The 11,961-nt window shown below is 58.3% G+C and carries 13 protein-coding genes; 8 read left to right on the forward strand and 5 right to left on the reverse strand.

What is annotated here, in order from left to right; all coding sequences use genetic code 11:
* The first annotated feature begins 43 nt into the window (after positions 1 to 43).
* Positions 44 to 601 (forward strand): TetR/AcrR family transcriptional regulator, encoded by a 558-nt coding sequence (locus FD37_RS04355; RefSeq protein WP_162256112.1) that lies wholly within the window; start codon positions 44 to 46, stop codon positions 599 to 601.
* A gap of 94 nt (positions 602 to 695) precedes the next feature.
* Here the strand turns inward: FD37_RS04355 and FD37_RS04360 are convergent, their stop codons facing one another.
* Entirely contained in the window at positions 696 to 1,067 is a 372-nt protein-coding gene (locus FD37_RS04360; RefSeq protein ID WP_056963711.1) for a MerR family transcriptional regulator, read from the reverse strand.
* 87 nt (positions 1,068 to 1,154) lie between these two features.
* On the opposite strand from FD37_RS04360, the gene FD37_RS04365 reads away from it, so the two are divergent.
* Positions 1,155 to 2,162 carry an aldo/keto reductase gene (locus FD37_RS04365; protein ID WP_056963713.1) on the forward strand — a complete coding sequence of 336 codons (1,008 nt, stop codon included), beginning with the start codon at positions 1,155 to 1,157 and terminating at the stop codon, positions 2,160 to 2,162.
* 56 nt (positions 2,163 to 2,218) lie between these two features.
* Here FD37_RS04365 and FD37_RS04370 read toward each other — a convergent pair whose 3' ends face one another.
* From FD37_RS04370 to FD37_RS04385, 4 genes are all read right to left on the reverse strand, one after another.
* Positions 2,219 to 3,061 (reverse strand): alpha/beta fold hydrolase, encoded by an 843-nt coding sequence (locus tag FD37_RS04370; RefSeq protein ID WP_056963715.1) that lies wholly within the window; start codon positions 3,059 to 3,061, stop codon positions 2,219 to 2,221.
* 4 nt (positions 3,062 to 3,065) lie between these two features.
* Complete coding sequence (locus FD37_RS04375; protein ID WP_056963717.1) at positions 3,066 to 3,485, reverse strand: MarR family winged helix-turn-helix transcriptional regulator; 420 nt, start codon at positions 3,483 to 3,485, stop codon at positions 3,066 to 3,068.
* 222 nt (positions 3,486 to 3,707) lie between these two features.
* Positions 3,708 to 4,469: an ABC transporter permease gene (locus FD37_RS04380; RefSeq protein ID WP_056963719.1), complete on the reverse strand. Its 762-nt coding sequence runs from the start codon at positions 4,467 to 4,469 to the stop codon at positions 3,708 to 3,710.
* A gap of 16 nt (positions 4,470 to 4,485) precedes the next feature.
* A complete protein-coding gene (locus FD37_RS04385; RefSeq protein WP_056963721.1) occupies positions 4,486 to 5,421 on the reverse strand; it encodes an ABC transporter ATP-binding protein in 936 nt (311 codons plus the stop codon).
* A 152-nt stretch (positions 5,422 to 5,573) separates the two neighbouring features.
* Here FD37_RS04385 and FD37_RS04390 point away from each other — a divergent pair, with 152 nt between their 5' ends.
* The 6 genes from FD37_RS04390 (at position 5,574) to FD37_RS04415 (ending at position 11,824) form a co-directional block, all read left to right on the forward strand.
* Positions 5,574 to 6,104 (forward strand): MarR family winged helix-turn-helix transcriptional regulator, encoded by a 531-nt coding sequence (locus FD37_RS04390; RefSeq protein ID WP_056963723.1) that lies wholly within the window; start codon positions 5,574 to 5,576, stop codon positions 6,102 to 6,104.
* A gap of 196 nt (positions 6,105 to 6,300) precedes the next feature.
* Entirely contained in the window at positions 6,301 to 7,443 is a 1,143-nt protein-coding gene (locus FD37_RS04395; protein ID WP_056964116.1) for an MFS transporter, read from the forward strand.
* 169 nt (positions 7,444 to 7,612) lie between these two features.
* Positions 7,613 to 8,437: an HAD family hydrolase gene (locus FD37_RS04400; RefSeq protein WP_056963725.1), complete on the forward strand. Its 825-nt coding sequence runs from the start codon at positions 7,613 to 7,615 to the stop codon at positions 8,435 to 8,437.
* A gap of 177 nt (positions 8,438 to 8,614) precedes the next feature.
* Positions 8,615 to 9,973 (forward strand): sugar porter family MFS transporter, encoded by a 1,359-nt coding sequence (locus FD37_RS04405; RefSeq protein WP_056963727.1) that lies wholly within the window; start codon positions 8,615 to 8,617, stop codon positions 9,971 to 9,973.
* Between the two features lie 193 nt (positions 9,974 to 10,166).
* A complete protein-coding gene (locus FD37_RS04410; protein ID WP_082605120.1) occupies positions 10,167 to 11,333 on the forward strand; it encodes a tyrosine-protein phosphatase in 1,167 nt (388 codons plus the stop codon).
* Positions 11,334 to 11,479: 146 nt separating this feature from the next.
* Positions 11,480 to 11,824 carry a hypothetical protein gene (locus FD37_RS04415; protein ID WP_056963731.1) on the forward strand — a complete coding sequence of 115 codons (345 nt, stop codon included), beginning with the start codon at positions 11,480 to 11,482 and terminating at the stop codon, positions 11,822 to 11,824.
* The last annotated feature ends 137 nt before the right edge of the window (positions 11,825 to 11,961 follow it).

The raw sequence follows: 11,961 nt of genomic DNA on the forward strand, positions 1-11,961 counted from the left end.
ACTAGAAGGTAACGATGAATATGTCAATAAGGAGATGGGGAACGTGCGCCAGGATGCACAGCAAAATCGACAAAAAATTCTCACCACGGCTAACCAGTTGTTTCGCGAGCACACGGCCGCGGACGTGACCATGGCCCAGTTGGCTCGGGCCGCTCAGGTCGGGGTCGGCACGCTGTATCGGAACTTTCCCACCAAGGGGGACCTCTTTTTAGCGCTGGCTTACGATCAGCTCGGAAGCTACGTGCGGCAGCAGCGGGCCTACCTAGCGATCCATCCCGTCGATCGGGCGGCCCTCAAGCACGCGTTAAAGGGCTACTTGGCCTTCCGGGAGAACCGGTACCAGGTCCTGCCGAAGGGGAGCCTGGAGCCCGCCAGTCAGTACTATCAACGGTCGGATTACCAAGACTTGGTCGACCTGTTCGCGGAGTTGATTCACGGCGTCGATCCGCACCTGGCACCGGCGGTCGTGACGTTCAAGACGGACCTGCTCATCGCCTTTCTCCGGAGTGATAGCTACGCGTTGCAGCGGGATGTGCGCCATTATTCCGAAACGGAAATTCTAAACCAACTCATGACCCTCCTGTTTCCGGTCGCTGAATAGCTAAAATCAAAAATAGGCCCCATCCCGACAGGTTGTCGAGGTGGGGCCTATTTATAGCGGGTCCGGTCAATTGTTTCATGTGAAACACAGATGGCTAGGATTCCAGCGTCGGCGTGGCCGCCTGTAGGGCCTGGACGTCGGCGATTTTTTCCTGTAAATGGTCGATGGAGTCGGCCAGCTGAGCCTGGCGAATGCGGGAGACCGCCAGTTGGTCCTGCAGGATGGCGAGGCGTTCCGGAATCGTGGCGTCGCCCTGTTCGTAGATGGCGATGAAGTGCCGGATCTGGTGCAGGGTCATGCCGCAGCGCTTCACGCAGATGATGAAGTCCAGGCGGGCCAGATCGGCCGGCTGATAGTCCCGGATGCCGTTGATGCGGTGGACCGGGCCCAAGAGGCCCTGCTGCTCGTAGTAGCGCAGGGTCGGGGTGGATAGGTGGTATTGCTGGGCAACGGTTTCGATTTTCATCAGAGGTCCCTCCTTGACTTCAAGTATACTTTAAGTGCTAAGCTTTGCAACAGTTAAGACAGTCGTACACGGAAAGGATGGAAGACGATGAAATTTGCCACATTAGGACACACGGATATTCGGGTCTCACGGGTCTGCGTCGGGGCCATGAGCTTTGGCCAGCCGGGTACGATGCACGACTGGACGCTGGACTATCCCGCTAGCGCGCGGGTGATCCAGCACGCCTTAGACCTGGGCATCAACTTTTTTGACACGGCCAACGGCTACTCGGCGGGGACCAGCGAGGAATACCTCGGCCGGGCGTTGACCGAAAACCACGTCGCCCGCGACCGGGTCGTCCTGGCCTCGAAGGTCTACTTCAATCCGGGACGGCTGTCCCAAGCGGCGATTCACCGGGAGATTGACGGCACCCTGCGGCGCTTAGGCACCGACTACCTGGACCTCTACATCATCCACCGCTTCGATTACGACACGCCCCTTGAGGAGACCATGGGTGCCTTGAACGACCTGGTCGTTGCCGGCAAGGTCCGCGCCATCGGAGCCTCGGCGATGTACGGCTACCAGTTCGCCAATCTGCAGCAGGTCGCCAAGGACCACGGCTGGGCGGCCTTTCAGACCATGGAGAACCACTACAACCTGCTGTACCGCGAGGACGAGCGCGAGCTGATTCCGATTTGCCGCCAGCAGGGCGTTTCCCTGATGCCGTACAGCCCGCTGGCCGCGGGGCACCTGAGCCACCAGGACTGGCAGGCCGCGACCCTGCGGAGCCAAACGGACCGGGTGGCGATGGGCAAGTACGACCGGATGGAGACCGAGGACCAGCGCATCGTGGATCGCGTGCACCAGCTGGCCGAATCCAGGGGCGTCTCGATGTCGCAAATCGCGCTGGCCTGGCAGTGGGCCAAGGGCGTGACCGCGCCGATCGTTGGCTCGACCAAGGCCCGACACCTCGATGAGGCGGCCGCCGCGTTGGACGTGACGCTGACGCCCGCGGAGATCGCCAGCCTCGAGGAACCGTACGTGCCGCACCCCATCGTCGGGGCCCTCGACCACAACCCGGCTGCCGGGACGATGTTGATTGATGAGAAGAAGTAGCGCCAAAAGAGACGTACATCGCCGGCAGTGGCTGATGCGCGTCTCTTTTTGACTGCTTAGGCAAACGTCCGCAGAATGGCCTGCGCGATTTCCGGGGCGTGGCTTTCCAGTGCGAAGTGGCCGCTGTTGACGCCCTGGACGATGGCGTGGGGGTCGTCGCGGGTGAAGGCCTGCGCGCCGGGAAAGATGAAGGACGGGTCGTTTTTCCCCCAGATGGCCAGCAACGGGGGCTGGTAGTCCCGCAGGTAGCGCTGGAACGTCGGGTAGGCCTTGATGTTATTTTGGTAGTCAAAAATCAGGTCGAGCTGAGCGTCGGCGTAGTGCGGCCGCTGGGTGTAGGCGATGTCCAGCGTGTAGCCGTCCGGACCGACACTGTGGGCCGGGGTGCCGGTGAGGTACTGACCTCGGATGGTGTCCGGCGCGAAGGCGTTGCGGTAGGATGCGCGTTTGGCCGCGGTCGGGTGGTCCCAGAAGTCCTGGCGGGTGGCCCACTTGGCGCCGAGGCCCTCGCGGTAGACGTTGCCGTTCTGGCTGACGATGCCGGCGATCCAGTCGGGATGCGCCGCGGCGATGTGAAAGCCAATCGGGGCCCCGTAATCGAAGACGTATAGGTAGAACTTTGACAAGCCCAGCTGGGTAATGAAGTCGGTCATCACGGCCGCCAGGTGCGTAAAAGTGTAGGCGAAGTCGGCGGGGTCGGGCAGGCTTGACTGGCCGAAACCGGGGTAGTCCGGGGCAATCAGGTGAAAGTGGTCCGCCAATAGCGGCATCAGGTCGCGAAACATGTGGCTGGCGGACGGGAAGCCGTGGAGCAGGAGCATGGTCGGTTTCTGGGGGTCACCGGCTTCGCGGTAGAAAATGGTGAGGTGGTCGATGGTGATGGTGTGGTAGGTGGTCATAGGTTTAGCTCCTTAGTTTTGCGTTGTTGGTGGTCAGTAGGCGGGTCATGGCGGCCTTATCCGGCCCCAGTTTGGCGTCCGTAAGCTGCCCCCAGGCACTGAGGCATTGGTTGGCCGTTTCTAAAAAGGCGGCACTGTCGGGAAGCAGGTCGACGGTGGCGGACTTGCCGACGGGGTACAGGTGAACCAGACCGCGCTGTTCGAGGCGCTGGACCATCCGGTAGATCGACGAACGGTCGTAGCCCAGGGTGGTCGCGAGGTCGGTGACCGTCTGGGGATGCCGGTCCTCTAAGGCCAGCATGATGTAGGAATAGGCGGGTTTCATCCCGGTCGGTTGAAAGGTCTGGGTGGCGAGACCCTCGACGGTGCGCATGTAGCGGGCCGCGGTGAAGTAGGCACAGGTCTCGTAGAAGTGGTGGGTCATGGTAATCAGCTCCTTATCGTGTATGTACACTATAACACCGTCAGCAGCGGATGACCAGGCCAAAGTCGTTTCAGCGGCAGGTCAGAAAAAAGAGACGACCAGAATCAGTCGTCTCCTAGGCAGCGGTGCGGTCGGACGGAGCTAATGTGGCAAGGATTCACCCAGCCACACAATCGTCTAAAATCCGGTCGCTGAATCCGTTTTTCTTAACGCCTCGTTACCCTAGTTCCGCCGGTCGTACGCCCAGATGGTCAGCGGGGCGAACACCAGCACGATGCCCCAGCCCATGAGGAACACCCAGCCCGCGGTCGGCGTCAGGGTCCCCCGGGCCAGAATCTGCCGGATGGCCGTGATGACGTAGGTGACCGGGTTCAGCGTGGCGATGATCTGCAGGAGCTTGGGCAGCGTCTTGATGGGCACGAAGGCGTTGGAGAGAAAGGCCAGCAGCAACATGGTCATCAGCGAGAAACTCTGGACCATCGCGGCACTACTGGAGAGCAGGCCCACCAGCGCGTAAATCCAGGAGATCGCCCAGCCGATGAAGACGGCGAGCAGTAAGATGACGACCACCCAACCGAAAGCCACGTTCGGCCGCCAGCCCATGCAGTAGCCGGTCAGCAGCGAGGCAACCGTGGCCACCAGGAGACGCAGGCTATCGGCGAGTAGCTGGCCGGCTAAGGGGGCAATTCGGGCGATGGGCAGGGACTTGAAACGGTCGAAGACCCCGGCGTCAACGTCCTCGCGAATCTGGGCGCCGGACCCCGACGCCGCAGAGAGGACCGTTTGGGCGAGGATACCCGGGACAATCGTGGGCAGGTAGGCGTGAACCCCTCCGGCGATGGCACCGCCGAAGAGGTAGCCGAAGAGAATCATGAACAAGATGGGTTGAATCAGGACGTCCATGAACTGGTCGGGGTTGTGCAACGTCTTGAGCAGGTTCCGGTAGGCCATGGTGCCGATATTTTGAAATAGGGAATGGGTCATTTTTCTTCCTCCTAACTTAATTCTGGCCAACGGTGAGCGCCATGAAAACGTCGTCCAACGTGGGGGCCTGCACGGCGAGGTGGGCGACCGGGATGGCCGCGCGTTTCAGCGCCGAGAGACCGATGGCGACCTGGTCGGTGGTGTGAAAGGGGGTGGTCAGGGTGTGGCCGCTGACCTGGGGGTGGGCCTCAAGGGCGGTCGCCAACACCTGCGCTGCCGGAGTCACCTGGTCCAGGTCGGCAATGGTCAGGACGAGTTTCGAGGCCCCGGTCGCTTCCTTGAGGGCCGCGGGGGTGCCGGTGCGAATCAACTTGCCGTGGTCGATGACGGCGATTCGGTCGGCCAGGGTGTCGGCCTCCTCCAGGTACTGGGTCGTCAAGAAGACGGTCGAGCCTTGGGCGACCAGGTGTCGGATGGTTGTCCACATCTGCGTACGGGTGCGGGGGTCGAGGCCGGTCGTGGGTTCGTCTAGGAAGATGAGGGCCGGCCGGGTAATCAGGCTGATGGCCAGGTCGACGCGCCGGCGCATGCCTCCGGAAAAGGTGGCGATGGGCTTATCGGCACTGTGCGTCAGGGAAAATTCATTGAGGAGTTCTTGGGTGCGTTGCCGGGCCTGCGCGCGGGTAAGCCCGTTGAGCCGGGAGAAGATCAGCAGGTTTTCGCGGGCGGAGAGGTCTTCGTCGAGGGCGGCGTTTTGGCCGGTGACCCCGAAGCACGCCCGGGCCGCGCGACCGGCCGTTTGCAGGTCGTGCCCGAAGATGGCGATGTGGCCCGCGCTGGGGGTCAGCAGTGTGGTGAGCATCCGCAGAATCGTGGTCTTTCCGGCGCCGTTGGGGCCCAACAGGCCGAAGACTTCCCCGGCGGGCACGGTGAACGACACGTCGTCGACTACGCGGTGCTGATTAAACGTTTTAGAGAGATGGGTGACACGAATAGCGGTTTGAGCTGACATACGAAACGCTTCCTTTTACTAAATTAATCAGGTCCACCTGAACGAATTAGATTATAAGGTCCCCCTGACTAAAAGGCAAGTAAAATTAATCAGGTTGACCTGAATTAATCGGGCGTAACGCGTATAATAGGCGTCATGGAGGTGTTTAAGCGATGGCAGATTTGATGAAGCAGGGAAAAACGGCGGGGAAGCTGGTGGAATTCGGCCTTCTCCAAAATATTGCGGAGGACGATTCCAAGCACCAAAGCGATTATAAGATGCTATTCCAGGGCCAGGGGAAGATCCTTCTGGCGTTGAGCGACCACGACCGTTTGTCCCAGAAGGACTTGGTCGAGCGCCTCGATTTGACACCGCAATCGACGGCGGAATTCGTGCGTAAGTTGGAGAAGAAGGGGTTCGTTTCCCGGGAAAAGTCCGTCGCGGATAAGCGGGTGACCATCGTCAGCCTGACCGATCAGGGCCGCGCGGAGACCCAAAAGCGCATGCAGGTGATCCCCCAGTACCTGCGCGTGCTGACGGATCAGGAGCTAGGACAGTTGAACCGAATCCTGGACAAGGTCAACGAACGGATGCTCCAAGATATCCAGGAGGAGGACCCGACGTTACACAACAAGTACCACCAGCTGATGCTGCACCACGTCCTGAACAAGGTGCACCCTGATCAGTCGGTTGAACACGATTAAGACGCAATAGGATCAATACGATAAATCATCCACTTCAACCGGAATTTGCGGTTGGGGTGGGTGGTTTTTTAGGGTGCACGGGGATGAACGCCGTCATCACCGGTTTTCATTTCACGCCCAAACCGTTATCCTAGAACGTAGGAGGTTTTGGCAAGTGAAAGAGACAGCAACGTTATCGCGCAAAACGATTCTATTAATGGCGGTGGTGACCGGGGTCATCGTCGCCAACCTGAACTTTATTCAACCCATCGAGAACCTGATTGCCACGGAGTTTAGCCTATCTAAATCCGTGGTCGGGGCGTTGGCGATGGTCACCCAGTTGGGGTACGCCTTCGGGCTGCTCTTGATCGTTCCGTTGGGCGACATCTTCGACCGTTACCATCTGATTCAGGTCATGATGGTCCTGTCGATCGGCTCGCTCCTGCTGGCCTACTGGGCGCCCAACGCCGGCGTGTTCGCCGTGGCAACGACCCTGGTCGGCATCACCTCGGTTGCCCCGCAGATCATCATTCCCTACGCCGGGTATCTGGCGCCCAGCCTGCAACGCGGGAAGGTTCTGGGCGTCGTCCTGAGCGGCCTGTTGACCGGGATCTTGCTCTCGCGGTCCTTCAGTGGCCTGCTCGGGAGCATTCTGCCTTGGCAGGACATCTACCTGATTGCGGCGGTCATCGACCTGGTCTTCCTGCTCATCGTCCACCGGTACCTGCCGCACGACGCGCGTGGGCACCAAGACCTGCGCTATTGGCCGGTGATCCGGACGCTGCCCCAGCTGTTCCTGCACCAACGCGCGTTACGCGGGTCGGCCATCAACGGCTTTTGCCTCTTCGGGATGTCCAACGTGCTCTGGTCGACGCTGGCCTTTTACCTGGCAGCCCAGTACCACCTGGGCAGTAGCGTCGCCGGACTCTTAGGCCTGCTGGGGATTGCCGGGGTGCTCGCGGCGCCCTGGATCGGCAACCTGGTCGACCAACGCTCGCCCCGGTTAACGATCGGGTTGAGCATGGTGCTCTCCGGGCTGGCGTTTGTGATTTTCTGGTTGGTCGGCTTCTGGCTGATCGGCCTGATTGTGGGGATCATCCTGCTCGACCTGGGGACCCAGTTCAGTCAGGTCTCCAACCAGGCCATCGTCCAGTCGCTCAACCGTCAGCAGAGTAGCCGGAACAACTCCGTCTTCATGTTCAGCTACTTCTTAGGCGGCTCGCTGGGGACGTTGGCGGCGACCTGGGCCTGGAGTCAAGCCGGTTGGACCGGCGTGTGCCTGGTCGCGGCCGCCTTCCTGGTGGTCGCGCTCTTGGGGCACCTGATCATTGGGGAACCGGAAACGTTAACCACAGATTAATGAATAAATGGAGAAGCGTTGGGCGTTGGCCGAACGCTTTTTTCAAAGACTTTTAGAGAAATGTTCACCAATCCTAATTGTGCTAGTCATAAAAAGTCAGCCGGTTTCACGTGAAACACGGCCACTTTTTGTGGTATGCTAAACTGAATTTAATGAAGGAGGAACGCGCATGACGATTAAGCTAGTGGCGTTTGACATGGACGGCACGTTTCTAAATGACCAAAACACCTATAACCACGCCCGGTTTGCGGAACTCTTACGCAAGCTGCGGGCTCAGGGGGTGCGCGTGGTGGCGGCCAGTGGGTCGCAGTACCAGCGCCTCCAGACGCAATTCGAGGACTTCCAGGACCAGATGGACTTCGTGTCGCAAAACGGCGCGGTCGTCCACAGTGACGGCCAACTGCTGTCCGTGACGGCCATGCCCGCCGAGGCCGTAGCCGCGACGCTCGACGTCATCCACCAGCAATTCGCCCCGAGCGACATCGCCGAGCATCTGGTGGCGGGGCTCAAGTCGGCCTACGTCGATGACCAGATTTCCGCGGCGGCCTACGAGCTGACCCACCGCTACTACGACCACCTGACCCGGGTGCCAAGTCTCGCGACGATTACGCCAGCGCGTCTCCAAGACCAGGTCACCAGCATTGGCGTGACCTTCCAACCGGGCGTCGATTTCGCGGCGGTCATGCGGACGCTGCGTCAGGCGCTGCCGACCGAATTGGCCAGTCAAACATCCGGTTACAATACCGAGTTGATCAGTGAAAGTAGTGTCAATAAAGCGGCTGGATTGCGGCATTTACAGGCCCGTTTCGACATTGCCGACGACGAGCTGATGACCTTCGGCGATAATGAAAACGACCTGAGTATGTTGACGTTGACGCCCCACGGATACGCCATGGCCAACGCCACCGACTCGGTCAAGCAGCGGGTGATCCACCACACCGGAACCAACAACGCAGAAGGGGTTCTGGACGTTTTGGACCGCTTAGTCTCCTAATTAGCACTGTTAATGAAAATTTTTTTCAAAGCCGATAATCGCGTGAAAATACCGCGGTTATCGGCTTTCTTAATTGGTCTAACCACACAACTAACGTGAAACCGTTTACATTTTTAGTAAAATGTTTTATTATAATTTCTGTTGAAAAAAGACCATTGAAGGAGAGGGACAAAAGTCATGCAACATCGTTTGAGTACATCATTTATTTTCATATTCGGAGCCCTCGGGGGATTGCTGTTCGGTTTCGACACCGGGATCATTTCGGGTGCCTCACCATTGATTGAAACGAACTTTTCGTTAAACATCGCTGAAACCGGATTCATCACCTCGTCCGTTTTAATTGGCTCTTCATTGGGAGCGCTTTCAATCGGACCGCTGGCGGACCGTTACGGCCGGCGGAAGCTGCTGATCCTGGCAGCCATCCTGTTCTTAGTCGGCTCGTCGCTGTCGATGGTCGCCATGGGGTTCGTCTCCATGGTCATCGCCCGGATCATTTTAGGGTTGGCCGTCGGGTCCGCGTCCGCGTTGACGCCGGCCTACCTGGCTGAATTGGCGCCGGCCGACCGGCGGGGGTCACTGGGGACCATGTTCCAACTGATGGTCACGCTGGGGATCTTGCTGGCCTACGTGTCCAACCTGGGCTTCCTGCACCACAACCTGCTGGGGATTCGTGACTGGCGGTGGATGCTGGGGTCCGCGTTGATTCCAGCCGCCGCGTTGCTGATTGGGGGACTCCTGTTGCCCGAATCACCCCGGTTCTTGGTGGAAAAGGGCAAGGTCGACGACGCCCGCAACGTTTTAAAGTACTTACGTCAAGACAGTGATGTCGATCCGGAAAAGGAACTGAACGACATCCAAAGCATCGCCCACCAACAAAAGGGCGGCCTGAAGGAACTCTTCACGGTCGCACGGCCAGCCGTCATCGTGGCCGTGGGCATCATGCTGCTGCAACAATTAGTCGGCATCAACTCCGTCATCTACTTCCTGCCCCAAGTTTTCATTAAAGGCTTCGGGTTCGCCGAAAGCAGTGCCATCTGGATTTCCGTTGGCATCGGGATTGTCAACTTCCTGGTCACCATCATTGCCTACAGCGTGATGGACAAGTTCGACCGCAAGAAGTTGTTGATCTTCGGGTCGATCGTGATGGCCGTTTCGCTGGGCATCTTAGCGGTGATGAACTTCACCATGAGCGTGCAACAGACGGCCGTTCCAACCATGATTCTGATCGCCATCTACATCTTCGGGTTTGCCATTTCCTGGGGACCGATTGCGTGGGTCATGATTGGGGAAATCTTCCCGTTGAGTGTCCGGGGTGTGGGCTCGTCCATCGGGTCCGCGGCCAACTGGATCGGGAACTTCATCGTGTCCCAATTCTTCCTGGTACTGCTGGACGCCTTTAACAACAACGTGGGTGGGCCGTTCGCTATCTTCGGCGTCTTCTCCGTGTTGTCCATTTTCTTCGTGCACTACTTGGTTCCGGAAACCCGGGGCAAGTCCTTGGAACAGATCGAACTGGATCTGCGGCACGCTGAATAATTGAATCAAGTGATGAAACGTCCCCTGTAGCCGACTGCGAGCGGTTGCGCGGGACGTTTTTTGTCGCTGGAAAAGCGGTATCATAATGGGATAAATATCTAGAATACACAATCATTACCAGATATTAATCGATATTCAATATCCCTTCGGTAGACTAATTTTAGTGTCAAAACTAGATTTGGAGGTTAGATTGATGAATCGTAACTTGTACCGTTCGGCGGGCTTAGCGATGTTAGCTTTATCGTTAACGTCAACGGGCCTACCACTCGCACAAGCTGCAGCTTCAACCATTACGTTACCCCCGGTGACGCACGTTGATAATGGTCATCCCAGCCCGGACTTTCCATATAACACGGGCTACGTACCGGCGGTGCCGACAGCAGGCGAACCCGGTTCGCGGATTCCCTTAAGTGGGCGTAACGATAACACGCGGGATTTAGCGGGTTATCGAACAGCGGATGGCAAATGGCAGATTCAGCCACACCGGTTGATTCGTTCTGCCCATTTAGGGTCTTTGTCCTCGGCGGATGTTCAGACGCTGAGTCATGACTATGATGTGCGGGCAGTGGTGGATTTCCGGACCCCGGGACAAACCAAGGGGAAACCGGACGTTGCCATTCCGGGAACAACTATGACCCAGTTGTCCGTCCTGGGGCCCCACGCCTACGTTGACGCGGGTGGCTGGGGTGAAGGGGAATTCTATAAGCAACGGTTGGCTTTTGGCTACGCGGCCGTCACCGGGTATCGCCAATTCCTGAACCAGTTGCTGACCCAGCCCGGCGCCACGCTGTACCATTGTTCATCTGGTAAGGACCGCACGGGGATTGCGACCGTGTTGATCATGTCCGCATTGGGGATGGATGAGGCGACGATTATTAAGGACTACATGTTGTCGCAAACGTACCATCATCACGTGGACTATCAATGGATCAAAGAGTACCTCAAAGAAGTGAAACAAAACTACGGGTCGATGACCAATTATTTGGACCAGTTAATTGGGTTTGATGCAACCAAGCGTGAGCAGCTACGTGCCCAATACTTAGTGTCCACGGACGGTCACCAGACGCCGTATCCGGGTGCGACCACCACGAAGCCACAATCTACGCAGCACCATAAAATCAAGATTTTGACCATCAAGCAACTCAAGCAATTCTTGGTGCGCCTGAAGCCGCACCAAGTCTGGTTCCATGAATTACATCAATCCCAGCCGAGCGGACGGACAAAGGTGTCATTGACGAAGTGGCACGCGGTTCGGGAAGCTCAGGTTGATGAAGATGGCCAGACGGTGACTTACGTCCAGGTTCAAAACCGGCACGGTGACCACCGTTGGGTTCGTACCACGAGTATTACGCACGCCTAACGTCATATTTCTCCCCCGAAAACGAAGACAATGGGCTCGAAACTTAAAAGCCCCCGTACCGGACTGATGCCGATACGGGGGCTTTTGCGCGGGAATGACGCCCGTATAATTGATATACTCAGGGAAAACGAACGGAGGTGCCTGTGATGGCAGAAAAGAAACCCGTGTTAATGGCCTGGGGAATTGCCCTGGTCAGTCTGGGATTTCCTTGGTGGTTAACGGGGAATGGCATTCTCGAGGTCATCCGGCGCAACCCGCTCCATCCAGATGCGCTCGTGCTACTAGGGGCCCTGGGACTGGTGGGGGTCGGCCTGATAGCGCAGTGGAAGTATGGTCGCCTGTGGTCGCCCAGGGTGCGGCGACGTCAGCCACGCTATCAGCGTTGGTTGTGGGGGCTATATAGCGGTTCCCTGGTGGCGGGCCTCCTCCTGGTCTGGCTGGCAGGGTACCCGCCAGAGTGGCTATTGTCCCTGCTGGGGCTGGTTAAATGATTGAAAAAGACCGTTCCGTTCCCGGTAAAATACGGGAATGAAGCGGTCTTTTGATGACTGACAGCTAAGGGAACGTGAGCTGGCCTTGGCTGAGCACTCACCGACCATACCGGTCGTGCGGTGAGGGGACCTGGCGG

Origin of the sequence: Levilactobacillus spicheri DSM 15429 (assembly GCF_001435095.1) — a bacterium.
Taxonomy (GTDB): domain Bacteria; phylum Bacillota; class Bacilli; order Lactobacillales; family Lactobacillaceae; genus Levilactobacillus; species Levilactobacillus spicheri.